General features: G+C 43.5%; 25 protein-coding genes. 6 read left to right on the forward strand and 19 right to left on the reverse strand.

From position 1 onward, the window contains the following. Window positions 1–153: 153 nt before the first annotated feature. From MKY14_RS13010 to MKY14_RS13030, 5 genes are all read right to left on the reverse strand, one after another. Window positions 154–825, reverse strand: a complete 672-nt coding sequence (locus MKY14_RS13010; RefSeq protein WP_076130250.1) for a YitT family protein — start codon at window positions 823–825, stop codon at window positions 154–156. A 315-nt stretch (window positions 826–1,140) separates the two neighbouring features. Beyond that, entirely contained in the window at window positions 1,141–1,641 is a 501-nt protein-coding gene (locus tag MKY14_RS13015; RefSeq protein WP_076134543.1) for a Crp/Fnr family transcriptional regulator, read from the reverse strand. Between the two features lie 175 nt (window positions 1,642–1,816). After that, window positions 1,817–3,745 (reverse strand): PTS fructose transporter subunit IIABC, encoded by a 1,929-nt coding sequence (locus MKY14_RS13020; RefSeq protein ID WP_076277387.1) that lies wholly within the window; start codon window positions 3,743–3,745, stop codon window positions 1,817–1,819. 38 nt (window positions 3,746–3,783) lie between these two features. Continuing rightward, window positions 3,784–4,695, reverse strand: a complete 912-nt coding sequence (pfkB, locus tag MKY14_RS13025; protein WP_076184203.1) for a 1-phosphofructokinase — start codon at window positions 4,693–4,695, stop codon at window positions 3,784–3,786. Between the two features lie 117 nt (window positions 4,696–4,812). After that, the gene (locus MKY14_RS13030; protein ID WP_340976589.1) at window positions 4,813–5,577 is read right to left on the reverse strand and encodes a DeoR/GlpR family DNA-binding transcription regulator; all 765 of its coding nucleotides are present in this window, start codon (window positions 5,575–5,577) and stop codon (window positions 4,813–4,815) included. A gap of 251 nt (window positions 5,578–5,828) precedes the next feature. Between MKY14_RS13030 and MKY14_RS13035 the strand changes: the two genes are divergently transcribed. Further along, window positions 5,829–6,101 (forward strand): hypothetical protein, encoded by a 273-nt coding sequence (locus MKY14_RS13035; RefSeq protein WP_076130246.1) that lies wholly within the window; start codon window positions 5,829–5,831, stop codon window positions 6,099–6,101. Window positions 6,102–6,291: 190 nt separating this feature from the next. After that, entirely contained in the window at window positions 6,292–7,401 is a 1,110-nt protein-coding gene (locus tag MKY14_RS13040) for an AI-2E family transporter (protein WP_076130245.1), read from the forward strand. A gap of 110 nt (window positions 7,402–7,511) precedes the next feature. Here MKY14_RS13040 and MKY14_RS13045 read toward each other — a convergent pair whose 3' ends face one another. From MKY14_RS13045 to rnhA, 3 genes are read right to left on the reverse strand one after another with little or no spacing between them, the layout of a single operon-like run. Continuing rightward, complete coding sequence (locus MKY14_RS13045) at window positions 7,512–7,916, reverse strand: hypothetical protein (protein ID WP_036683006.1); 405 nt, start codon at window positions 7,914–7,916, stop codon at window positions 7,512–7,514. Between the two features lie 30 nt (window positions 7,917–7,946). Next, complete coding sequence (gene ung / locus MKY14_RS13050) at window positions 7,947–8,615, reverse strand: uracil-DNA glycosylase (RefSeq protein ID WP_076130244.1); 669 nt, start codon at window positions 8,613–8,615, stop codon at window positions 7,947–7,949. 44 nt (window positions 8,616–8,659) lie between these two features. Next, window positions 8,660–9,316 (reverse strand): ribonuclease H, encoded by a 657-nt coding sequence (rnhA, locus tag MKY14_RS13055; protein ID WP_076184205.1) that lies wholly within the window; start codon window positions 9,314–9,316, stop codon window positions 8,660–8,662. A 208-nt stretch (window positions 9,317–9,524) separates the two neighbouring features. On the opposite strand from rnhA, the gene MKY14_RS13060 reads away from it, so the two are divergent. Further along, entirely contained in the window at window positions 9,525–10,118 is a 594-nt protein-coding gene (locus tag MKY14_RS13060; RefSeq protein WP_076130242.1) for a hypothetical protein, read from the forward strand. 65 nt (window positions 10,119–10,183) lie between these two features. Here MKY14_RS13060 and MKY14_RS13065 read toward each other — a convergent pair whose 3' ends face one another. From MKY14_RS13065 to MKY14_RS13080, 4 genes are all read right to left on the reverse strand, one after another. Then, window positions 10,184–10,756, reverse strand: coding sequence for a type 1 glutamine amidotransferase family protein (locus MKY14_RS13065; protein ID WP_076184206.1), 573 nt, complete (start codon window positions 10,754–10,756; stop codon window positions 10,184–10,186). After that, window positions 10,753–11,871 carry a hypothetical protein gene (locus tag MKY14_RS13070; protein WP_076130241.1) on the reverse strand — a complete coding sequence of 373 codons (1,119 nt, stop codon included), beginning with the start codon at window positions 11,869–11,871 and terminating at the stop codon, window positions 10,753–10,755. The genes MKY14_RS13065 and MKY14_RS13070 overlap by 4 nt, the downstream gene beginning before the upstream one ends. Window positions 11,872–11,968: 97 nt before the next feature. Further along, window positions 11,969–12,502 carry a hypothetical protein gene (locus MKY14_RS13075; RefSeq protein ID WP_076281365.1) on the reverse strand — a complete coding sequence of 178 codons (534 nt, stop codon included), beginning with the start codon at window positions 12,500–12,502 and terminating at the stop codon, window positions 11,969–11,971. Between the two features lie 118 nt (window positions 12,503–12,620). Next, window positions 12,621–12,935, reverse strand: coding sequence for a hypothetical protein (locus MKY14_RS13080; RefSeq protein ID WP_076130239.1), 315 nt, complete (start codon window positions 12,933–12,935; stop codon window positions 12,621–12,623). 205 nt (window positions 12,936–13,140) lie between these two features. Between MKY14_RS13080 and MKY14_RS13085 the strand changes: the two genes are divergently transcribed. Next, on the forward strand, window positions 13,141–13,350 hold the full coding sequence (locus tag MKY14_RS13085) for a hypothetical protein (RefSeq protein ID WP_036683023.1): 210 nt from the start codon (window positions 13,141–13,143) through the stop codon (window positions 13,348–13,350). 77 nt (window positions 13,351–13,427) lie between these two features. On the opposite strand, the gene MKY14_RS13090 is transcribed toward MKY14_RS13085, so the two are convergent. From MKY14_RS13090 to MKY14_RS13100, 3 genes are read right to left on the reverse strand one after another with little or no spacing between them, the layout of a single operon-like run. Beyond that, window positions 13,428–14,441 carry a Gfo/Idh/MocA family protein gene (locus MKY14_RS13090; RefSeq protein ID WP_076281364.1) on the reverse strand — a complete coding sequence of 338 codons (1,014 nt, stop codon included), beginning with the start codon at window positions 14,439–14,441 and terminating at the stop codon, window positions 13,428–13,430. 31 nt (window positions 14,442–14,472) lie between these two features. After that, entirely contained in the window at window positions 14,473–15,486 is a 1,014-nt protein-coding gene (locus tag MKY14_RS13095) for a Gfo/Idh/MocA family protein (RefSeq protein ID WP_340033393.1), read from the reverse strand. A gap of 20 nt (window positions 15,487–15,506) precedes the next feature. Then, a complete protein-coding gene (locus tag MKY14_RS13100) occupies window positions 15,507–16,355 on the reverse strand; it encodes a sugar phosphate isomerase/epimerase family protein (protein WP_076130236.1) in 849 nt (282 codons plus the stop codon). 182 nt (window positions 16,356–16,537) lie between these two features. Here MKY14_RS13100 and MKY14_RS13105 point away from each other — a divergent pair, with 182 nt between their 5' ends. Next, window positions 16,538–17,443, forward strand: coding sequence for an AraC family transcriptional regulator (locus tag MKY14_RS13105; protein WP_076281361.1), 906 nt, complete (start codon window positions 16,538–16,540; stop codon window positions 17,441–17,443). A 453-nt stretch (window positions 17,444–17,896) separates the two neighbouring features. Here MKY14_RS13105 and gnpA read toward each other — a convergent pair whose 3' ends face one another. The 4 genes from gnpA to MKY14_RS13125 form a co-directional block, all read right to left on the reverse strand. Then, on the reverse strand, window positions 17,897–20,056 hold the full coding sequence (gene gnpA, locus MKY14_RS13110) for a 1,3-beta-galactosyl-N-acetylhexosamine phosphorylase (protein ID WP_340976592.1): 2,160 nt from the start codon (window positions 20,054–20,056) through the stop codon (window positions 17,897–17,899). A 26-nt stretch (window positions 20,057–20,082) separates the two neighbouring features. Continuing rightward, window positions 20,083–20,937 carry a carbohydrate ABC transporter permease gene (locus tag MKY14_RS13115; protein WP_340976594.1) on the reverse strand — a complete coding sequence of 285 codons (855 nt, stop codon included), beginning with the start codon at window positions 20,935–20,937 and terminating at the stop codon, window positions 20,083–20,085. Between the two features lie 9 nt (window positions 20,938–20,946). Beyond that, window positions 20,947–21,888: a carbohydrate ABC transporter permease gene (locus MKY14_RS13120; RefSeq protein ID WP_244886367.1), complete on the reverse strand. Its 942-nt coding sequence runs from the start codon at window positions 21,886–21,888 to the stop codon at window positions 20,947–20,949. A 90-nt stretch (window positions 21,889–21,978) separates the two neighbouring features. After that, window positions 21,979–23,454 carry a carbohydrate ABC transporter substrate-binding protein gene (locus MKY14_RS13125; RefSeq protein WP_340976595.1) on the reverse strand — a complete coding sequence of 492 codons (1,476 nt, stop codon included), beginning with the start codon at window positions 23,452–23,454 and terminating at the stop codon, window positions 21,979–21,981. Window positions 23,455–23,801: 347 nt separating this feature from the next. On the opposite strand from MKY14_RS13125, the gene MKY14_RS13130 reads away from it, so the two are divergent. Continuing rightward, window positions 23,802–25,541 (forward strand): cache domain-containing sensor histidine kinase, encoded by a 1,740-nt coding sequence (locus MKY14_RS13130; protein WP_076130231.1) that lies wholly within the window; start codon window positions 23,802–23,804, stop codon window positions 25,539–25,541. The last annotated feature ends 3 nt before the right edge of the window (window positions 25,542–25,544 follow it).

Here is a 25,544-nt window from a genome sequence, read left to right on the forward strand (position 1 = left end):
GCCACCTTTTGTTATGAGCGAAACGTCCGAGCAACGACCCTAAGGACTACACCCTTTAAATTACGTCATATCCAGCAAAAAAAAGTCAACCAGAAACTCTGGCTGACCTTAAATGTAGTATATCCCCGAATAAGCTGTTTATACCAGCCTTCTTCACATTACCGTACCATCATGCGGTTTACGCAGTGTAGATTGAATCTTTGGCGCCTTCACTAGCTTTGGTTTGCCTAAAGAGGTTGTAAAGGTGATCACATAGCCGGCTACGACTACTGCCATCACTGTATACATCGTTTCTTTAACAGGCATATAAAAGAGTGATAGTGCCAGAACGATTACATCCATCATGATGAATACCGTACCTACTTTGATTCCCTTCCATTCACTAACCAGCAGCGACAAAATATCGTCTCCACCGCTAGCCCCGCCACTCCGCAGGATAATTCCCGCTCCTAAACCTGTCAGTACGCCGGACAATAGAGCTGCTAATGCCAAATTGTCCTGCAAGTTGATGACCAAACCGGAATAACGTTCCATGAGACCATAGAAGATTGTAAAAGCTCCTACAGAAACAAAAGTGTTGCACACGAACGCTTTCCCTTTGAACATCCATGCTATCAAGAGTACTGGAACGTCTAGAAGCAGAGTTGAAATCGAAGGTGAAATTCCTAATACGTATTTGCCAAGCAGCGATAATCCTACGAATCCGCCCTCTGACAAATGATTCTGAAAATTGATGTGATAATAAGTAAATGCAAGCAAAAATGTTCCAAACAAAATGACTGTCAATCGGAGCAGTACATTCACTCCGTAATTGTGGTTCCTCATACAGGTCTCCCCTTATCGTATATGGCGGCTAGACGTCCCACCAACCTCTACGACGGGTAAAACCGGAGGTATTGCTCCTTCGCATATATATACTCCTTCCCCTCGCAGAGGCGGTTCGTCAAGTAACAACGGTTTACGCACCTTCTACAGGGAAGCTAAGTATAAGACAGATCATAACGTTTCCAAATCGTCCTTTGGGGAATCGTCCTTCGGGGACACATGGTATCCTGATCCTTTCTCTAATTTGATAAGTTCTGTTTACATTATACCACGGAGCCACCCTACTCTAAACAGTTTGCCAGAAAAAAGCAGGAATCACTCTGTACTCCGCAGCAAACGGTTGATTGTTTCACGTCTTACACCGATCAATTGTCCTATTTCTTCCTGGGTCAATAACTCTGTTAGCGCTGCGCCATGAGAGTAGTCATTAAACCAGCGGGTTAGCAATTCCATACGTTCTGCAGGTGTACCTACAGTCAGATGATCCAGCCGTGTCTGCATAAACCGTACCTTCTCCTGAAGCAGTCTGGCGATTTCCATCGCTTGACCAGAATCATCCCGCAGTTGTTGATACCATTCTGCTGATGGAACTGCCTCCACCTCGCTCTTCATCATCGCAACTGCCGTTCCATGCGCCTCCTTTGGCGAAATGAGTGAATGATGGGGAACCATCTCACCGGGATACAGGATGTTGAATAACACCATGTTCCCATTCTCATGAAGTCTTGTGACCTTGAACAGCCCGCTTTTTACCTTAAATAAAAAATCACAGCTGTCTCCTTGGCGGAACAAGACTTCCCCCTTATGTAATATCATCTCGCTCGCTCCTTTTCCTTCTGATTATATATATTTTCAATTATATAAAATTAAACCTCATTTATGGAGATAAATCTACCTATGGGCGAGGAGGTGGGTGATTAATGTCCATGCAAAAACTGCTGGGTGCCAGAATGAAAATTCTGGCACCCAGCAGTTCAATTTATTTATAAAGTTACTTTGCTTCAAGCGGTTTCTTCCATAATCCGAGCATCAATCCGGAGATGACCGAACCGATCAGAACAGCTAAGAGGAACAACAGCGCGTGGCTTGAAAGGGCAGCTACAAAGATCCCGCCATGCGGAGCCGGCACGTTGATATTCCAAAGCTGTGTAAGACCTCCAGCAACGGCCGAACCAAGAATACAAGAGGTTAGGACACGAAGCGGATCGGCTGCGGCGAATGGAATGGCCCCTTCCGTAATGAACGACAAGCCCAGCACATAGTTCGTTAAGCCTGATTTACGTTCTTCTTCCGTGAATTTATTCTTAAAGAAAGTAGAAGCCAGTGCTATTGCAAGTGGAGGCACCATCCCCCCCGCCATTACAGCAGCCATCATGAAGCCGTTGGTATTGCCACTGGTAGTGAATACACCGATGGCAAAAGTATAAGCAGCTTTATTGAAAGGTCCACCCATATCTATGGCCATCATGCCACCGAGAACCAGACCCAGAATAACAGCATTAACAGTTCCAAGATCATTAAGCCAATCAATCAGTCCTACATTGATCCAGCTAAAGACCGGATCGAACAGGTAATACATCAATCCACCGGTAATTAGAAGCCCGAATACCGGATATAACAGGATCGGCTTCAGTCCGTCAAGTGTTTTAGGCAGTCCTGCAAATACTTTACGTAATCCGATAATTACATAACCCGCCAAGAAACCAGCAGCCAGCCCGCCGAGGAACCCAGCGTTGGAATTCAAGGCCATGTAACCCCCAACCATACCTGGCATCAGAGCCGGACGATCACCAATGCTAAGCGCTATAAATCCAGCAAGGACTGGAATTAGGAAATGGAAGGCTCCATCTCCACCACCAATTGTCTGCAGTAACTGGAACAGCGGATGATCTGCTCCACCTACTTGTTCAATCAGGAAGGAGATTGCTAGCAGAATACCGCCACCGACTACAAACGGGAGCATGTGGGAGATCCCATTCATTAAGTCCTTATATATTTTACTGCCGATACTGCCAGATTTCTCTTTAGACCCTTCGTCATTGCCACCGCGACCTTCATTGTGATAAATCGGCGCTTCCCCATTCATAGCTTTACGAATAAGCTCTTCCGGCTTACGGATGCCATCACTTACAGGTCTTTGCAGTACAGGCTTACCGTCAAAACGGGCCATTTCCACCTTTTTATCAGCTGCAACAATTACACCGCTTGCACGCCGAATCTCATCAGGGGTAAGTACGTTTTTGGCCCCTTCTGAACCATTCGTCTCTACACGGATATTAACTCCCATTTCCAGAGCTTTTTTCTTAAGGGCATCTTCAGCCATAAAAGTGTGTGCAATGCCTGTAGGACAAGCAGTTACAGCTACGACAAAAGCTTGGGAATCCGGGTTGCCCACGATTACACGTTCAGGCTCTGACTTCGCGGCAGTTTCAGCAGCTTCGTTCTCTTTCTCCTTAGCTTCACCTTCCGCCTGCTTGGCATCAAACAAAGCTGATACCTCGTCAGGAGTCTGAGTATTCATAAGCTGTTCAATGAACTCGCTATCGATCAGTAGTCTGGACAAAGAGGCCAGTGTACGAAGATGCATATTGCCTGCTCCTTCTGGAGCGGCAATCATAAAGAAGATACGTGCTGGCTCATCATCAAGGGATTCAAACTCCACTCCCTTTGCGCTCTTAGCAAATACAACCGTCGCTTCATTTACCGCTTTAGTCTTAGCGTGCGGCATTGCAATGCCGCCGCCAATCCCAGTGCTGGACTGCTCTTCGCGCTTCAGAATCATCTCTTTAAAAAGGATCGGATCATTAATTCGGCCACTTGCAGCAAGACTCGCAATCAATTCATCAATTGCAGCTTCCTTAGTTGTAGCTTTTAGATCCATGATCATCGTTTCTTTTATCATTAAATCCGTTATTCTCATCATGCTCAACTCCCTTAAGTACTTTGAATGCTGTCGGCTTACACTTCTGAGATTTGGATCAGCGGTCTCAGCTGTTCAATGAATTCTCTGTCCGCTAAGTCATCAGAGAATGCGGTTGCACTGCCCGAGGCAACGCCTGCACGGAACGCCTCCAACAAGTCTCCTGTCAAAGACAGTGTCCCTACAAAACCAGCGATCATGGAATCTCCTGCACCTACAGAATTTTTCACTTTACCTGATGGTGCGTTGGCGTGGTATACCCCTTGCTCCGTAATGAACAAAGCCCCTTCACCCGCCATGGAAACCAGTACATTTTTCGCTCCTGCATCCAGCAGCTTGCGTCCATAAGTAATAATCTCTTCCCTCGTATCTATGGTTACGCCGAACAGCTCTGCGAGCTCATGATGGTTCGGTTTAACCAGCAATGGCTGATACGCCAGTGCTTTTTGAAGTGCAGCACCAGTAGTGTCAATGACGAATTCCGCTCCGCTCTGTTTGCACACAGCTATAAGCTTGTCATAGAAATCTGCACCCAGTGATGGGGGAACGCTTCCCGACAAAATCACTACATCCTCCGCGTTCAGGGCAGCCAGCTTTTGCAATAGCGCATTGGCTTCAGGATCATGAATGACGGGTCCAACACCGTTAATCTCCGTTTCCTCTCCATGCTTGAGCTTGATATTAATCCGCGTATCATCAGAAACAAACACGAAATCGCTTGAAATTGACTCTTCGTGTAACCAATCCTCAATATATCGGCCGGTGAAGCCTCCAAGGAATCCCATAGCCTTATTCTGAACCCCAAGCTGATTAAGCACTCGGGATACGTTAATTCCCTTCCCTCCCGGAAGCTTCAAATCACGTTTCATCCGGTTCAAGTCACCCAGTCTCAAATCCTCCACTTCCACGATATAATCAATGGAAGGATTAAGCGTTACAGTATAGATCATGATTATCCCTCAATTATGTTGGTTTTCTAAGCCATAGATTACCGATCACAAGTACGGCATCTGTAATTTCTCCAAACGATCACACGGTAATTCATAATTGCTTATCCTATATAAAATTTATACCAGCGTGAAATCCACACCCAATTGCGTGATCTCACGGATGAATTTGTCAGACGCTCCTGAATCTATAATGCAATGATCCATTTCCGTCACCTCTGCAACCTTGCTAAAGGATATCTGCCCCAGCTTACTGTGATCTGCCAGTAGAATAACTTGCTTGGCGACTGCGATCATTTTGCGTTTTGTAGCTGCCTCTAACATGTTCGGAGTTGTGATGCCTTCCCGCAAATCCAGTCCATTAGTGGCAAGAAAAGTTTTATCTACTCTCACCATATCTAAGGAACGTTCTGTCATCGGTCCAACAAAAGCCATCGTATCCGGGCGAAGCATACCGCCTGTAATTGAGACTTCGATATTGCGGCAATCCCGCAGCTCATTCAGCGCCATAATCGAGTTCGTAATGACTTTGATATTCGAAAAGTTCTTCAGCTCTCTGGCAATCTGCAGTGTTGTTGTTCCTGCATCAAGCAGTATTGCGTCCCCCTCCTGAATCATCTCCACGGCCTTACGGGAAATCCGTTGCTTCTCATCCAATAAATGGTCTTCCTTATCAGGATAAGCCGCTTCAAAATTGACGCTCTGCAGGGAAACCGCTCCGCCATGAGTACGCTTTAATAGCTTGGCTTCTTCCAGCTCCTTCAGATCACGGCGCACAGTAGACTCAGATACGCCCATTTCCTGACTTAGCTCCTGTACAGAAGCTCTGGAGTTCTTTTCCACAAAAAGCACGATTTTTTGTTTTCTCTCTTCCTCAAACATCATCGTGGCTCGCTCCTTTATGTGACAGCGCGACCTGTGCAATTCCTTGCGCTCATCTATGAATTTTATTGACCGTTAATCGATTATATATGACCGTTATTGATCGTTTGTGCTCGTTTATGATTTTAACAGCGTTTTCATCCTGTGTAAAGTGCTAAAAAGAGACAGTGCAAAATTACATCCGAATTGCCTATCTCATATGCGGCATTTATAACATATTAATAATACATACCGGGAAAAGCGGGTGATCAGAAATGGCCAATGGAAGAAACAGCGGGAGAAATAAAGGCAACAGCAATGCTAATAAGAATGGGACCACCAATAACAATAATCCAGTGGAATCCGCAGAACTTAGCGCTGAGGATTATGAGATCATCGCAGCTGGACTTGTAGCCTTAGGTGAGATTTTTTCCTTTTTATCTCTTGTTAAAGCAAGACAAGTTACCAAAGAAACCGGAGGCGAAGATGTAGTTCCTGAAATCTTCACTTTATCCACTAGAAAATCTCATAGACGAAAGTCAAGATAATCTGTGAAAAAGCAGAGAAATAGTTATATCCCCTTGTTAAATTGCGAACTTTTTACTTGGCGTAACCTTTGTAACTAGAACCTCTATATGGGTATGCCAAGAACTACCTAAAAGGAATTGCCCGCTTTTGAATCAATACTTGTAAATTAGGGTTATTAAACTACATAGACATAAATTTGAATTTTGGGGGATGTTTTTATTGCCACAACAGAAGTATTTTCGGACAAGCCTTGCTATTATCGCCTTTTTACTGATTTTGTACTTAGGCTCCAAAGTAATGTTTCTCTTCGCCCCACTGGGTGCCATTTTCAAATTATTACTTGTTCCCATGATGTTATCAGGGTTCATGTACTACCTGCTGCGTCCGTTAGTAAGAATCCTTGAGAAAAGAAAATTAAACCGGGCGTTCTCCATCCTGCTCATTTATTTTCTGATTGCCGGCTTGTTCGTTCTCTTCTGGATTCTAGTCTGGCCGACACTTCAAGAACAAATTCAGAACTTTATTGATAACACTCCTTACCTCGTGCAAGGTTTGCAGGATCAGTTCAATGCATTGAGGGAGAATCCGACACTTTCGCGTTTTTTCAAAGGGGACTCTGACGTCGCGGCCCGTTTATCAGAATTTCTTAGCGATACTATTACCTGGGTTACCAATTCCATGTCCAATTTGATCGGCGTTGTATCCAGCATTGTAGTGTTAATCGCAACTTTGCCCATCATTCTGTACTACATGCTAAAAGATGACTATAAGCTATCGCCTAAGCTTCAAGGCTTAATTCCGAGAAAATATCGTAAGGAAGGCCAAGAGATGTTTGGAGATATCGACAGCGCCTTAAGCAGCTTCATCGTCACACGCGTGGTGCTAAATGTCGTACTCGGTATTATGTTATATATAGGGTTCCTTATCATCGGACTGCCTTACTCCCTGTTGCTCGCCGTAATTTCAGTGCCCCTTAACTTCATTCCATATGTGGGATCATTCTTAGCAGCGATTCCGGTAATTATAGTGGGTTTCATTGAATCACCGACGATGGCCATATGGTCCCTGGTTGTAATCTTCATTGCCCAGCAGATCCAGGATAATGTACTCTCACCGATTATTTACGGAAAATCATTGGATGTTCATCCACTGACTACGGTCATCCTTGTCCTTATAGGTGGAGACTTCTACGGTATTATCGGAGTTCTTATTGCGCTCCCTGTTTATATGATTATAAAAATTGTTTTCCTGCGCGTGTATGAGATTATTATTGCAGACCGGATAGATGAAACTGAGCCTATCAAAAAAGAGGAGCTATAACGGTTGTAATCTACTTCGTGAACGGGCGGAGCTTATCTATAAAATAAAAAAGGGTACGTCCCCAATCACTCGGAGTCGTACCCTTTTTTATTCTTTACAGGTGCCTGAAATCACCCTCGTAAAGAACGAACTACAAAGATGTGATTGCCCTTCATCAGGTTTTGGCCGTTCTGAAGAGTAACTGAACCTTTCGTATGTGAGGTAATAATCGTATTAAAGGCAATAAGCTGATCTTCTTTCCAGACGCTAACCGCCGATTTAAAATACACTGCATTGTCAAATTGCTGCCGATCCCTCATCACATAACCCACGGAATGGAGAACTGGAGGCAGCGCTCTTTCTTTTGGAGCCAGAGCCTTAATAACAACAATATCCCGAAACGGCACAGCAATTTCCTGATGGCCAATCACCGCCACCGATGCGGAAAGGTCCCATTTGCGCAGGATTCCCTTCATAATGGTATAAGGTTTCTCTCCGCAGTACATTATAACGGGTTTACCTACCCAATGCTTCATAGCTACCTCCCCTTCGCATCACTCCATAAATTATAAGTCCGGAATGAACCAATCTATTCCTGCCATTCCCTGCGACTCTAAAAATTGATTGGTCTTTGAGAACGGACGACTGCCAAAAAATCCACGATGCGATGAAAGTGGGCTTGGATGAGGCGATTGCAGCACCTTATGCCGGCTTTGGTCGATGAAGGCGCCTTTTTTCTGCGCATGACTTCCCCATAATATAAACACCATGGGCGTAGATCTTTCATTTAGCTTTTGCATAATAGTGTCTGTGAATGTCTCCCAGCCCAGACCTTTATGCGAACCAGCCTCACCCTCACGTACCGTCAGCACGGTGTTCAGCAACAACACTCCCTGCTCTGCTAAGTGCAGTAAAGAGCCGTGGTTCGGAACAGGCACACCGACGTCCTCTTTCAGCTCTGCATAAATATTGCGCAGTGACGGAGGGATACGTACCCCCGGATTGACAGAGAAGCTTAGTCCGTGCGCTTGTCCGGGACCATGATAAGGATCTTGACCTAAAATAACTACACGGGTCTCCTTATAAGGCGTTAATTTCAATGCTGTGAACAATAATTCTTTTGGCGGATAAACGGTATGTTCCTTATATTCTTGTGTTAGTGCGTCCATTAATTTTAGAAAATAGGGCTTTTGCATTTCATCCTGCAATACCTCATCCCAATCGTTGCCAAACATCCCCAAACTCCTCCTTTAACCGAAACCATAGCGATATAGCTTTTTTATTTCCGACCATAATCCGCTTTGATCTCGCCCCACTCTTTGGTCTGCCACTTGAGCACCTTATTGTCATATGTATTGGTTTGCAACCAACGCTCTGCCCGATCAATAAGCACCCAAATTTCCTCTGTTGAAGAATCGCGCGGCAAGGTTGTTGCCACCTTCTTCTGCTTCACCCACTTCATTGCATTTACTGAATCACTGTAGACCGTTTTATCGCTTCCCTCTTTCTTCAACAACGCCAAGGCATGAACAATCGCTAAAAATTCGCCTAAATTATTAGTGCCCTTTTTGATCGGACCACAGGAGAAAATGATATCTCCCGTTTGTGTATCTACACCCTTATATTCAACAGGCCCCGGATTACCACGAGTCCCCACATCTACTGAAATACTGTTGTAATCAATCTCCTCAGAGGTCTCTACTGTAGCACTGCGTTTAAAAGAACTTGTCCCCTTAGACTTTGCTGCTCCAGCTGCCCCTGTTCCCCAATTCCCCTTCCAGCCCGCTTTATATGCCGCATCAGCTGCTGCTTTAGATTCATAGGATTTATATTTTGCACCGGTATAATGATCTGTCTGTGCCTGGCATTCTGCCCAAGTGCTATAGACTCCCGGTTGTTTACCTTCCCAGACTACATAATATTTCTGTTTGGCCATGGATAATGCTCCTTTTCTACTGCCTGTACTTATTGTAATCCATATTGCTCGTGAATTCATCGGATAAATCACATTTTTCAGGTCATACTATACGCCAGAGATGTCCAGACCTATATTACCATTTGTAGATTGATTGGTAAATTACTAACTAATCACTCTATAGTAAGCTCGAAGGATATCAGTACAATTACTTAGGGAGGTTATACAGATGAGAAAGATAGCAAGTGTTGCTGCGGTATTTGCTTTTGTGTTAATGGTCGGATGTGGAAATGCAACAAACAATGCCAATAATGCTACTGCAACAAGCACTCCTGAGAACACGAATAATGCGGGAACCACTAATAATACAGGCACGGCTAATAATCAAAATAACACCACAGATGCTGTAACCTCAGCTTCCGTAGTAGATAATGAAGAAGCCTTCAAACGCGCCATCAGTCCAGAAGGAACCTGGATTGCTGCTACACTTAAAGACTTAACCTTCACCGAAGATCTCGTGGTGGATGGAGAATTCATGAATAAAGAGGAACCCGCCAGAAAAATTGCTCTATACACACAAGATGCGGATCACAACATCACCAACTCCTTTAAACTGACTGCTCCAAAATTGACCATCAAGAGTAAAAACGCCCGCATCCAAGGCGGCACTTTTATTGGAGATGTATACGTAGAAGCGGATGGATTTACCCTGGTGAACGCAACCGTTGAAGGCAATGTCTACTTCGCAAACGATCAATATAAATCCACCTTTAATTCATCCGATCAAGGAAAAGTAACTGGTGTTACAGAAGTGAAAAAATAAGCTTCAACCCCAAAAAGGTGATCTCAAGTCGTTAAGACTTGAGACCACCTTTTTTATATACACCCTTATTCTTGATAAAAACCATCTTTGAAAAAGTTGTACCATCCCTCGACGGTTTCGATTGGGAAACCCTCTAACTTCTTCATAACTTCCCTTGCAAATTCTAAAGAAGCTGTGCCATTAGCTGTAATAATATATTCACTCGAAACTGCCTGTTTTTCTATATAATTTGCTTCTCCTTTATAATTAGGAGCATTTTGTTTTAAATAATCCAATGAATTTCCGGTATGCGGTATGTTGTCTAAATAGCCATGTTCAGCCAAAAAAGTTGTAGCATCACATATAGCGGCTATAGGTACACTCTCCTGCAGACATTTTTCAATCACTGGAGTAATAGCTGAATTATCTTTCCAGCCTGTGCCCCCGATTAAAATCAACATTTCATACTGAGCAGGTAAACTGTCTAAAGTATAGTCAGGTACAACAGTAAATCCACCCATAGATTTGACATTGTCGCTAGTTAGAGCAACTGTTCTTACTTTATATTCACTTTCCTGCTTATTTAGTTCGGCACTAATATATCCGCTTTCCCAATCAGCGTAGCCATTGGATAGAAACATCAAAACTTCTTTTTTCATATATTAGCACTCCCTTTAAGTTCTAACGCCACTTCCGCCACTTCTCGCCCATTTACCAGCAGCACAATCCGGTGCTCTCCTGGATAATGACGCCGAGTTGTTAAATCAGCCCAACGATGTGTCCGTTTACCTGACAGAATTGTACCTCCAGGTACGGTCTTATCCGATAACAAAAAAGATTTACGGGAGGTTCGACCTGCCGCTTTCACGAAATAGATTCCGTATTCAATCCGAATCCGTGCTGGAGCTCCCTCACGAACTTGAAGCTTATACTGTAATTCGGAGCTTTCGCCAATGGTCAGGATTGAAGGTTCCAATAGAATGAAGGCACTCGTTATAAGTGGAGCAGCTTCGTCTGTCTGCTCTGCGTATCCGAATAAAGCCATAATCTCTGGCTCAGCTTTACGAATCAAAGAACGGCAGCCGTGCCGCACAATCCAGTCTGTATCGGGATGTGTTCCCTTCCAGCGCCGAGCGGTATCGAGCACCACTTCCGGATGATCCTTTGCAATATCATTCAAATGATTAGCGACACTTTTACGTACATACAGGGATGTATCCGCCTTAAGCTGCTCAAGTACAGGTAATACCGGAGCTGGGTCAAGCTTGAACATGGGAAGCGCCTGTCCCCAAGGCAGACGAGGCCGACAGCCCTCACTAGCCAGCCTACGTACATGCTCATCAGGGTGCTCCGCCCATACCAGCATTTGAGCCATCATCCGCTCTGGTTCCCGTAAGAGAAACGGCCTAACTGCAAATTCAGCCGATGATTTCGCTGTGAATCTTTCCAGCGCCTGCATAGACAATTCCCAATGATCGTCTCCCTGACCATATACCTCAACAAAATCCGGAAAAATCAAATAAGGAAATCCCACGCAATCGTCAGCAATGGCGAATAGGATAGCCAGCGCTTCCTCATAAGGAAGCTTTAAGTGGCTGCCCAACGTCTCGGTGATCCGCCGCATTCTTGCCTTCAGCTCAAGCGTTTCCCACGGTTCAGTCATGGCTGAGCTTACAAATGCCTCAGTCTCGAAGACATTATGTACGCCACGAATCTTTTCGCCGAACTCACGCAGAAATTGTTCATTGTACATTGCTTTTAAAGGTTCAGCCATTCGATAATCCCTCATTTTCTTCTTTAGATCAGCAGACTTGATTCTGTCATGAAATCGTAGCACACCCAATTTGACAACAGTATGTCAACTTTGGCAGCTAAGAATTAATAAGTACCTTTACCTCTTCAATCCCTTGTTGGGCTCGACTGTTTAACGCGCGCTTATCTTTAAGGTTATGTTCTTTAAGTTCGTGTCCAGGATCAATGACCAGCGGCTGTGAGATTACATCCTCGAGAATTTGCACAGCAACCTTACAGCCTTGAAATAACAGTTCTTTTGTGATCACTTGGTTATGAGAACGAATGATTTCAAGCATTTTTTCCGCATAAATCAGTCTAACCAAACTATCAGCGCTCATAATATTCCGCGAAGCAAAAGAAGCCACTTTTTCCACAATCCAGCTATCCTGATAATTCCGCGAGATGGATTCCAGTATCGTAATCGCATCCCAGTCCCGTATCGACAACTGCTTGACGTGCTCCGTAGCCCATTCCTGCAGCCATTCCAGCTCCACTTCTCTTGGAATTTCAAAACTCTTGTACTCCTTAAGTACTCCTGCTTTATGCATATTTAAAAAATGACCCAAAAACTGAATGTACAGCTCCTTGGCTCTTTGTGTCGGTTCTGTCATCTGGCAATCATCCTTTCATTATCCAAATCATATCCATTCCCCGGTTTCTTTTCAAATTAAAAATAAAAAAGGACAGGTAGCGAAATCATCGCAATACCTGCCCTTTAATAACTTTGGGTTATGGTAAATAGTTTGCTTCAACCGGAGGGGTTTTCTCCACTATTTTCAGTTCTAGTCCTCCGAATCTCTTCGCCAGCTTGTTATATACCAGCGCTACCAGCATACCCACCAATCCATAAATGAGTATCAAAATAACCGGCATAATCAAATAAGGGATACCCATAACAACGATAAACGTCTCTTTAATGATAAGCCCGACCACCACCATCCCTAAACCTACTATAAACAATAGCAGTGTAGGAATGATCATAAAATAGATAGTTGTTTTAAAAAAACTCTTTTTGTTAATTTCCAGCACTTCATAGTCTTTCATTATGTAATCCCCTTAATTTATTTAGAGTGGTAAAATTACCCTCTTCGTTTCATTAAAGACGATCTTAAATACAATTTCAACCAAATTTCTCATATTTTCGACTTTTACCAAAGAATTCTTCCTAAAACTCAACGATAAATCATGGTAAAATAACTCCTATGGTTTAATATATCATCATGTACAAGATGTCACCGGAGGGAATAACATGCCACAAACATTAGTGAAAAATATTGATTTTTTTATAGCTGCCTTATCCCAAACCTATATTTCTGCGCTACAGCTTGATCCTGATGGAATGTATTCAGAGGTTGCTTCAGGAATTGTTGAATTGTTCTCTGACGAACAAGTACGGCTGAGAAGATATGACGGATCAGTATCCCATTATGCAAGAGACAACACCAAATTTCAGCGATGACAAAAGGACGTGAACTGGAAAAAGGTCATTGTGAATGATCCTCTTCCAGCTCACGTCCTTATTCACTCTACACACAACTAATCTAGCACAATCCATTCGCCTTCAGCATCCGCTGACTTCATTTCTGCTTCCACGATTCTTAAAGACTCCGCTGTACTCTCTGGCGTACAAATAATGATAGGCTTATCCTGGATAATAACATCCAGAAAATATACAAGCTCTCTATAGTAGCCAACATCCGGTGAAAGTTCCGCTAAATAGCCTGCCCCGTCATTCGGATTGAGCTTGACCTCGCTGCCATCAAACACTATATTTCCACGTTCAAAATTAACCCGGTACCCCATGTAAAAACCAAAATCACCTTCCAGCGTCCAATCCACCTGAGCATTAATTACTTTTGCATCCTTATAAAAATAGTGAGTCGATGCGATATCATATCCGCTTCCCGGAAGGACATTACGTCCTAAGGATGATACTTTATCCGGTCTGCCGAACAGATAGTTAATCATATCCGTATCGTGAATATGCATATCCATAATGCCTCCACCGCTTAGTGTCTCATCAAGAAACCAATCCTTAGGAGCACCAGATCCCCTGTAAAAATACCCTTCCGTGACCTGACCGAACTGCCCGCTCTCTATCACTTCTTTTAAATATTCATACCCCGGCCAAAAACGGAGACAATGTCCGATCATCAGTTTTTTCCCACAGCGGGCTGCCGTTTCCACCATTTCCAGCGCTTGTACGGAAGTTCTGGCCATCGGTTTCTCACAAAAAACATGATATCCACGCTCCAGCAACGAACAAGTCATTTCCGCATGCAGATAAGTAGGAACCGCAATGTCGATCATATCCAGTTCCTCACTGGCTATCATTTTCTCCAGATCATCGTATAGATTGTAAGCTGACAAATCATAGACTTCCTGGGCAGTGCTCATATTCCCGGCTGCTTTTCCATCCTTTAATTCCTCAATTCGCAAATCACAGATGGCTTTAAGGGCAATGGGCTGCCCCTCTTTCGTTAAGCGCACATAATTATCAAAATGCATCCGGCCCATAAATCCAAAGCCGATCAAGCCTATTTTCAACATCGTGAAGTCTCCTTTACTAAAAGTATGGTACTTAACGTATCCGTATCCAGGCCCCTTCCTGATCAGCCGATTGGATTTCAGCCTCAATGATTTCTATGGACTGGGCAGCACTTTCGGGCATACATAGGGTCACTGGCTCATCGTTCTGGATGATTTTCAAGAAATATACCAACTCTCTGTAATATCCGGTATGCGAAGAAAGCTTCGCAATGAACCCCGGTTGACGATTAGGATTCACCTTAACTTTCGCGCCATCGAAGACTACATTTCCCCGTTCAAAATTAATCCGATAGCCCATGTAAAAACCAAAGTCGCCTTCCAGTGTCCAGTCCGCTTGGGCATTGACCACTTTTCCATCCTGATAAAAATAATGAGTGGAGACGATATCATAGCCACTTCCCGGTAAAACCTTCCGCCCAAGCGTTGATACTTTATCCGGTTTCCCAAACAAGTGATGGATGATGTCCGTATCGTGTACATGCATATCCAGCATACAGCCGCCACTTAGCTCATCATTGACCAACCACCCTTTAGGAGCACCGGAACCCCGGTAAAAATAAGCCTCTGTCACTTCACCGAACTCACCGCTAGCTATAACTCCCTTCAAATATTCATATCCCGGCCAGAAGCGAAGACAATGACCAATCAGCAATTTTTTTCCGCTGCTTTGCGCCGCCGCTACCATCTTCCAAGCTTCTGCGGAATGTCTCGCCATCGGCTTTTCACAGAACACATGATACCCTCGTTCCAGCAGCGAACAAGTCATTTCAGCATGCAAGTACGTAGGTACTGCAAGGCTAATAGCATCTAGTTCTTCTTTTTCGAGCATATGCTCCAAATTATCATAAAGGCTGTAAGGGGATAAATCATATACCTCGTGGGCTGTGTTCATATTCCCCGCGGATTTAGTATGTTTAAGGACTTTAATCTGCGGGTCACAAATGGCAACCAGAGAAATCGGATGGCCGTCTTCCTGCAATTGAACATACTGATCAAAGTTCATTCGGCCCATAAATCCAAAACCCACCAGCCCCACTCTGAGCACAGCCTTCACCTCTCTTAAACTTAGTAACTAGTGCGTCCTAAAATAGCATCCATCGCTGCAGAAGTATTAAAAATGATTTGCTCCGAATAATGCGTATATGGCGGTATCATTTCTCCAGTAACATAATTGCTGTAGCCGATCTCTTGCAGTGCTTCCATAACAGCAGGATAATCCACATCCCCAGCAAGTAGATCAACAAATCCATGAAGTCCTCCGGCTGCCCGGCGGTAATCTTTGAAATGCACCTTCTTGATTCTATGGCCTAGAATCCGTATCCACTGCTCTGGATAACCAGAATGAACGATATTCCCTACATCCAGATAGGAACCTACGTAATTGGAGCCTACAGCATCTATAAAAGAACGTAATTCGAGCGGAGACAGCAGGAATTTATTCCACACATTTTCAATCCCAATAGAAACACCCGCCATTTTTGCATCTTGAGCTAGATCACTGATCGCCTTCAAGGCTCGATCATAAGCTTTTTCATAATCGACTATTTCACAGCCCTCAATAAAATCCACACCAACCGCACCAGGAATGACAAGAATCGTATCTACGCCAAGTGTTGCTGCCAGCTCCAATTGTTTTTTACATACATCGATAGCCTTCGTCCGGTTCGCCGCGGATTCACTTGTCATGGCATATGACCAATATAGTCCTGTCGCCAGTCCTGCAATTTCTAATCCCATCTCCTGAATGGAATTTTTGATCTTAATAGCTTCTTTCTCAGTGGTTTGCAGGCCAAGTTCACCCGATTCATTCAAAGATAACTCAATTCCGTCGAAACCTGCCGCTTTAGCCAGACGTGCACATTCTTCGATCTCCGTACCTTCGCGAAACGACCAAATGTTTATTCCCTTTTTCATCTGAATCCTCCTCAAATTTGTTATTTTCCGTTTTTTAAGATTCTTCCCTAAATGCGCTTATATCCTTGATTTATTTATATTATAATAGATTGTAAGTTAGATTTATTTAGGTGAACAAGAGATTTGTTGAACGATTCCGGTCTATTTAATAAATCATTTTATACTGTATGGGAGGTTTATTCGTGGCTGAAAAAGAACCCCGTTATCCCCTGAGAAAACAGGTCCCTTCCCGGGAGTGGTCACCTGGCATTCACTACGCACAATTCCAAACTCTCTCACCTTGCCTCTTTCCAAGAAGAAGATTGTATGATTTCGAGCTGCTATACGTTCGCCAGGGGAAATTATCAACAAAGATGGATACGGAGGAATATATCCTGAATTCAGGACAACTGATATTTCTTTCTTCCGGGGTATATCATCAAAATGCGATTGTCTCAGATTCGGAAACCAAACTCATTGGGATCCATTTTGATTTTTTTGGGGAATCGATTATTACAAGCGATGAAGACATGCTGGTCAATGAGGAGGAGGTTATGGACGAGAAGTTTGCCTTGGAAGCTGTGACCGCTCCTTTTATGCCATTGTCACAGGAGCCCATTTATACCCCGCCACCCGAATGTATCCATGCGATGGAACAGCTCGTGCATGAATTTACGATGCGGCCTGCCGGTTATGAATGGGTCTGTCGGGGGTTACTGCTCGGCGTTCTAACCTCGCTGCTCCGAACACAAAGCTCCCGGAATGCAGCTAAATCTTCCGTTCATACCGGGCGGATCAGAGCTTTAATCGATGAGATGGATTCAAAGCTAGCAGACCGCTGGAGCAATAAATCCATGGCTGGTGCCATGAATATGCATGAAGACCATTTCTCCAAGTTATTTCGTGAGGTAGCTGGCATGCCTCCTGGTGAATATCTCCGTTCCATCCGGCATCGAGAAGCACGCAAGCTGCTGCGTGAAACGGATTGGCCGATTGAACAGGTCGGGGATAAGGTTGGTTATCCTGATATCCATTATTTCAGCAGGGTATTTACCGCAAATGAGGGGATTTCTCCGCGGGCTTATCGCAAAATGTCCCGGATACTCTAGATACGGAAAACTCAAGATATCTCAATCCAAGTAAGAAAAACTTGCCAAAAACATTGAGGGTGATGGATTCTTCCTTATGATTCAAAAAGGCAAAAGCCCCCTTCCCTGAAAAATCGAAGAAGGAGGCGGCGAACGTTCGTGTTTTCTGCGTTAATGCAGTATGCGGGGACGGCTCTAAAACTAATTAGGGAAAAACTCCCTGAAAACAGCCAATATTCGCTCTAAATGAACGAAATCAGGGAATTCCTCCCTAATAATAAGAGGAATAACTATAATTGCTAACGAATCAGCTAAACTTTGGGGAGGTTTTCCCTGATTATTAGTCTGATGACCAAATATCCCGGAATTTCAGGGAGAAATTCCCCAATCACTCTATCGAAGCAGTACAATTCAGGAAAGTTGGAGATAACAGCAGCCGGAAGTCTAATTATTCGCCGTAGTTACGGCTGACTCTTAATGTATGATCTCAAATTGAAACCACACACTTTCCATCCCACCCAACTCTATTTCTTGGATCACGGCGTTATCCATCAGGATCGTCGTCTTTTGGATCTCGGAAGTGTTATTTACGGCACAATATCGACCCGTCTCAGGATACGCGTGACATTCAACATTCGGATTCACTGAGAACCATGAATACAATTGCTCCTCTTGATGTGCGGCCCAAAAGATCGCTCGGCTGAGTAGTCTGGTATTCTGAATACTATAGGGAAGCCCCGCGATATAAACGCCCCGCCCCTGACCAAATGAGTTCACGGCAAGATTGCAGCTGCCTTGATGCACGTCCAATATTTCTGCTCCGGCCTCCGCTTGATAAATCATGGTCATCCCTTCACCATAATTAATCTCACCTTCCAGATCTTCCGTTATGAAATGACCCTGCACAGGCGTTACCTTGGGCTTATTGATGCTTGCTGTAAATCCAATTTCCTTCTGAACACCTAGAATATCCGCTAGTTGAAAAAGAACCCCTTGATGTTCATAAGCTGATGGATCACCAATCCCAATAAAACCGCCCCCTTGCTCCACCCACTCACGAAGTGTTGCCACAACTTGCGGATCGCTCCATTGATCTCCACCGCTCCAAGAGGTGTGTACATCACCCGCGTTAATAATCACACCGATACTAGGATCAATCCCACTTAACCTGATGTCATCAAAGCTTATAAACTCAATGTCGAACGGCAAGCCCGCCAATGACTCTAATGCCCCTATGTAGGAGTAACATCTTTGATTCCATAATGAATGAGCCACTTGATGTGTCTGCCAGCTTCGAAGGGAGCCCCAAGTATTCAGAACCGCCACTTTAAAAGGAGCTTTAAAAGGCTGTGTCCCTTCTGCATTGGCATGAATCCCTTTGAACTGCGTCGCAATCTCTGTCACATGATCTATAAAATCCGGAAATTGATGCGCTAGACTTAAATATCCGCCATACCCCATCCTGCCAACTGGTTTACGCATGAGCGCACGCCGGCATTTGATCCAGATCGGCATGGACTCTCCGACAGGGTCCCCCCCTTCAAAAAAGACATCAGGAAAGAAATAAGGATAGAAACGTGCCTCGGTATCCTTAATAGGTATATCCGCAATCATACGGGTTGTAACGCCATCTCCTGCTGCCCCTACCACTGCGTCGAGCCCGATCTCCGGAAAATATTTTCCATAAGGCTCTGTACCAGCCCAGTGATCCCCAAAAAACATAATCGCTTTCTTCCCGAAATCATGCACCATATCTACACATTGTTTAGCATAACCTGCGATGAATTTCTGATTGAAGTCCATCCAGTCCATATATCTTTGGGTCGGGTTCTTAAATGGTGTGTTATATCGCCCCTCATCCACAAAATCTTCTGCAGTCAATCGGTACCCATAAGCTTGTTCGAATTGCTCTAACGCAAGTGGACTTACACAACTCAGATAGCCAAACCAATTCACCTGTTTCTCCTTACCTTCCTTGTTAAAAATCAAATCAAAATTATAAAAGAAGGTCGTAAAACGTACGATATCAGTCTTGGGATGTTTCTTCAGCCAATCCTCCAGCACCTTCAAAACATGCTCTTGAGCCTCGGGATAACGAATATCCAACGGTAAACGATGCTCCTCATCCCAATCATTCGTGATGTGGTTGTACATGGAGACCGGCTCCCATTTCTGGTAGGCCAAGAAACTGACCGTATACTTGTGAAATTGGACCGCCTGTTCAAGTGTGACAATTCCCTCTGCGTAACTCCAACATTCAGAAGGTAATACTTCTCCTGTAGTCCGGTTTACAACCTGCCAATATTTTTTTATATCCACATCTGTGTTAGGAATAAATTGCTCGGCAAAATAATCAGCCATAATATCGATGGTCTTCACCTTTGAAGTTACTATTACTGGAGCAGACATCAGATAAATCTGCTGTCTATATTGCGGATGCTGCTTCGCCCACTCATTGTCCTCACGGACAAGACAAAGCGTTGAATAAATTTGCAGACCCATATCGAGAATGTCCTGCGATAGATTCGTGCCATCACTGTCACGTACGGCATCTACACCCCATCTTTCGACGAGATCGGCTATGACCTCTTCCATCCCTGTTTCACCAGGCAGTGTAAATCTTCCTTTGTCCACGTAACTTCCCTCCATATCTTTGTTGTTCAGCCCTTAATTCCGCCTGCGCTTATTCCTTGGAGCAATTGCTTTTGTCCTATCACATATAAAAGAATCGTTGGAATCAACACTAGGATCAGCGCGGCAAAAAGTGCACTCCAATCAGTAGCATAACGTTGTACCTCAAAAAGATTGGCTAAACCTACTGGCAATGTTTTTTTGCTATCACTTTGAATTAAGACCAATGCCAGCGGATACTCATTCCAAAAGCCCATCGCTGCCAGCATACAGACCGTCACAATGCCCGGTTTAGCAAGCGGCGCAACAATTCTGACGAGCACTCCTGTGTTGCCACAACCGTCAATCTTAGCGGCCTCTTCATAATCTCTAGGGACGGACTTCAGAAATCCACTTAATACAAAGATGGCAAAGGGAAACTGCAGAACAGCATAGATTAAACTGAGCATCCTGCGATTGTCTAACATCCCGAACGAATTCACCTGCAGAAATAAAGGAACCATAATATAGGAGGCTTGCAGAAAAATACAGGCCATATAAAGGTTAAGGATTAGTTTGGAGCCCCAAAACTTAAATCTCGTTAAGACATAAGCCATAGGAACCACAAAAATAACTAAAATCGCCGTGGATAACACCACAAGAAAGATAGAGTTCAGGAAATAACTCCCCATCTTGGATTTCTGAAAAGCACGTACATAGTTATCGAAGTGTAGGGCTTGTGGAAAGGAGAAGGGGTCGGTCAGAAATTCTGTATTGCTTTTAAATGAGGCTAAGAGATTCCATATAAACGGATATAACAAAACAATGGTGGCTACAATCAGAAACAGCCGCGTGATCCAGTTAGCAATATTCATTTTTAGAAGACTCTGTTGATTGCTTGTCATCCTTCTCCCCTACCCTTCTGCTCGATTTGTAAGTAGTCTGGACAGAAAAGAAAGCACAAAGGCGAACACCAGCGTAAATATAGCTATAGCCATGGCATAACCAAAGTTCGCATTCTGGAAGGCCTGCGTGTACATGTAGTGGAGTAAAACAGTAGTTCCACCTGCCGGACCACCACCAGTCATTACAGTTACAACTATAAAACTTAAATTGATCGTACCAGCCAGAGACAACACAAACGTAATGCCAATAATATCTTTTAGCAGAGGGATCGTAATACTGGTAAGCTTCCGGAAATATCCCGCACCATCAATAGTCGCCGATTCAAACACATCCGCAGAAATCCCATCAATCGCAGCGATATACATGACCATATAGTAACCAACCGCTTGCCAGATCAGTGTAACGGCTACACACCACAATGCTGTTCGGCTATCTCCAAGCCAGGGTCTGCTCAGTTGATCTAATCCGATGCTCCCCAGAATATTATTCAAAATGCCCATGTTGGGATGAAACACAAAGGACCAGATAATTCCGACTACCGTCAAAGAGATGATACTAGGAAAGAAAAATACGGTTCGGTAAAATCCTCTTTCCTTCAGCTTCGTCTGCGTTAATAGAAAAGCAAGCACCAGCCCAAAAATCAACGTAATCACTGGCACGACCAGCATCAGTTTAAATGTATTGCTCAGAGCTTTGAGGAACATCTCATCTTGAAACATATATTTATAGTTATCCAAAAAGATAAACTTGTTCTCATCACTCATCCCGGTAGCATCCGTAAAAGACATAAAAAATGCCCGAAAGGTTGGAATAATCATAAATACGAGGGTCAACAGGAGCGTTGGAATCGTGCATACCGCTATGAATAGCTTAGGATTTCTGGTTTTCGCTGTCCTAATCTTTGATTTCCTCTGTCTAGGAGCTACTTCTGCCAGCTGCATTTCAGACATCTTTCTCACTCCCCTTCATACAAAATGCATCCCGTTCATAGATAACCTTATCCATTCCTAACAGGATGCATTTGCATGAGATACTATAGATTATTTACTAGCCGCTTTCTCTTTACGAATCTGTGCAAAAGCTTTTTCCACATTATCCATCCATTGATCTGTGGTCATTTGGCCTGTCATCACTGGTGTGACCGTATTCTTGAACATTTCAGTGACTACACTAACCTTGGAACCCTTCGGTAACGATTGCCAGCCCTGTAAAATAGAAATGGAACCATTATAAGCCTCAAACATGTCATAGACACCTTTAGTCAAAAATGGCTTAGACAGCTCCTTCGCATCGTTAAGCGCATACGCCCCATTCGCTTTTTCCGCAAATAGTTTTACAGATTCATCGGTATACAGGAACTTTAAGAATTCCTTAGCGAGCTCAGGATTTTTGGCCTTAGCAGGGATGGAGAATTGCTCGTAGCTGGAAAGCACATACTTCTGATCGCCTTTATTGAACACAGGTACTGTTGTCATCCCAAATTCAAACCCATTTTCTCTAGGTGAATCCTTCATTTCATTTTCCATCCAGTTCCCGTTTACGATAAACAAAGCTTTACCCATCATCATATCGGTCTGCGACTGTGTATGGTTCAAGGCAACCGTGCCGTCCATCAGATAACCGTCTTTAGAGATTTTATAGAAAATATCCAGTACTTTTTTGATCGTGTCGTTCTTAAATGAACCTTCCTCATAAGCAAAGACTTTATCCAGCGTTTCTTTTCCCCCCGCACTCGCAATGGCCGGGTAGAGAATTTCCTCCAAATAATCCGGATAGATGCCTTGGTAAGTGAATAAAGCCCGCTTCGTTTTGGTTCCATCTGCATTAACCAGATAGTTCTCCTCTTTGTTCAGCTCATCCCCTAAAGCAAAGAACTCCTCCCAAGTCTCAGGAACACTCCAGCCTTTTTCTGTGAACAGTGTTTTATTGTAAATCAATCCCATCGGTCCAGCATTAAAAGGTGCAAGATACGTCTTTCCATCTTGATAGGGCTGAAATCTTGTACTGTCCAGCATCCCCGGTAGAATCATATCCTTAAGCGTCTCCTCTTTATCAAGCGCTTTGCTTTCAAATACATCGCTGATATCTAGCAGTCCTTTTTCTTTAATCAGTGAAAGCACGATGCCACTTTGCTCTGTATCTGTAACGGATAGGAAGTCGGGAGGATTACCCGCAACAATCTGCGGCCGGATTACTTCACCAACTTTAGGATTAATCGTCATGTTCACTTTCACACCTGGATAAGCACTTTCGAATTTGCTGACAATTTCATTCCAATAATCCGCACCATATCCCCCTTGGAATACAGCAATGCTAAGTTCCTTGTTATCAAAATCTTTAGCAGGTTCTTCTTTAGTCTTCTCGGTGTTCGTTGTACTTGTAGCTTGCGCGGTGCTCGTAGCTTTCGTTGAATCAGATTCATTCGAGGCAGCAGGTTTATTATTGCTGTTCCCACAGCCGAGCAACCCCACACCTAGCAGCATTACTGCTAATAATGTACTCATAGTCTTTTTCATAAACGCCCTCCTTAAGATATTCTTGTAAACGCTTTTTTAATAATCTAAGTATAGAAGGATTTACGCTATATTTACATTTACAATACAAACCTACCTATGTATTATCTTATCCATCTTCCAATGCGAGCTCGTACAAGCTTATTCATCAGGGTCACATAACCTGTAAACTTAGCCGTTAACGGAATGGATAATATTATCCATTCCATAGATTATTCTCACTTTTCGCCGCTGCATATATATTCCATAGTTCTTTTTATGTTAACTTGTAAGTAAAAGATAGTGAATGGGAGGTCATCCACCTGAGTCGACGCAAAGGGAAGCTGCATTTTCCTAATCCTCCGCAAATCATGCGCAAGGTTAAAATTCAAAATCGCTTAACCGTCATTTTCTTAATCGTATCCGTGATCCCAATCATCTTTATAGGTTTCTACTCCTACACCATTTACTCCAAATCTATTAACAATAAATTAAGTAAATCCACATTTCAGGCTTTAACGCTGCTTAATCGAACGATGTTAAGTGAACTTAACAACTATCAATATCTTGCAGGCTCTGTTTCTACCAATAGTATTATTCAGGAGCGTTTATCGGCAGCACCAAATGAACCCGCTCCTAGCAATGCTGCCATTAATCATGCCATGGACAATTTATATAGAACCATCTACCCCGGATATGTCCAGAACGTTCGGGTCATCGACGCCAAGAACCAACCTATTTATGAATTAGGCTACGATGGCATCCCCAATCCTAAGTATGAAGAAATTATGAAACAAGTAGAGCTCAATGCCCCTTATGACAGTCTTAACTACGCAAAAAGCTATCGCGCTTACAATACCATTGTCCTGGGCCGGAAAATTTTTGATCAAGATGACATTGGCGTTCCCTTAGGTCATGTGTTTGTTTTTATTGGTGGGGAGTTATTTTCAAAAGTCATTCTTTCCAGTGTGGATTTAGGTACAGGTTCCAGTCTCCTTATTATGAATAGGGAGGGAAAAGTAATGTCCTCGAATCAAAAGGATACTCCGCTAGGAGAACCCTATTATAAAGATGAGCTTTTTAAGCAAATCAAGACACAAGAGGCAAAGAAAAACCATTCCTTCCAAGGCATGGTCAATGGCAAAATGCAGCAAATCTCCTATATTAACAATAATCAATTAGGCTGGTACATGATTTCTACCGTGCCCTTCTCTTATATCAATTCAGAGACAAGTAAAATCACCACTGGACTACTTATTGTTGTCAGCATCATTGTAGTCGTGTGTATTCTAATTATTATCGTATTGTATAAAAGCATTCTGAAACCAATCAAACAAATCATCGTCTTCTGCAATCAAATTTTTTATGGTGATCTATCAAGCCGGATCGAAGATCACAGCAACGATGAAATGGGCGTGTTGGCCAATAGAATTAACAGCATGGTCAGTAGAATGGAACAGCTGATGAAGGATCAAAAGAAAGATCTGAAAAGAAGACGTTCGCTCGAATTGCAAATGCTGCAATCGCAGATTAATCCTCACTTTCTTTTTAATACACTTAACTCCTTACGATGGCTGGCGATGATTAACCAGGTTCCCGTCCTTAGCGACGGCATCTCCTCACTAGCTGAATTGCTGCGTAGTACCATTATCGATCAAGATGAGCAAATCACCATCAAGCAGGAGCTAAACAATCTGGATCATTATTTTGCCATTCAAAAAATACGTTATGCCGACAGGTTTGACATTGAATATGACTTGGATGAGTCTTTATTACAGAGCATGATCCCCAAGCTCATCCTGCAGCCGATCGCAGAGAACGCGATTCTTCATGGAGTTACAGATATAGGAGGAAAAGTTCTAATCCAAATTAAGGTATACGCAAAAAATGAATACACCCTTATTATTGAGATCATCGATAACGGAAAAGGGTTTGACACCACCAAATCTGAAAAAGCTGACAATCTGTCGGGTATCGGAATTTCAAATGTGGCCGATCGCATTAAACTTCAATACGGTGAGAGTTACGGGCTGTTCATCACAAGCTCAATGGGTCATGGAACCTGCTGCCGCCTAATTATCCCTAAACAAACATACGAACTTAAGGGGTGATAC

The sequence above is a fragment of the Paenibacillus sp. FSL R5-0887 genome, from assembly GCF_038002305.1.
GTDB classification, from domain to species: domain Bacteria; phylum Bacillota; class Bacilli; order Paenibacillales; family Paenibacillaceae; genus Paenibacillus_AQ; species Paenibacillus_AQ odorifer.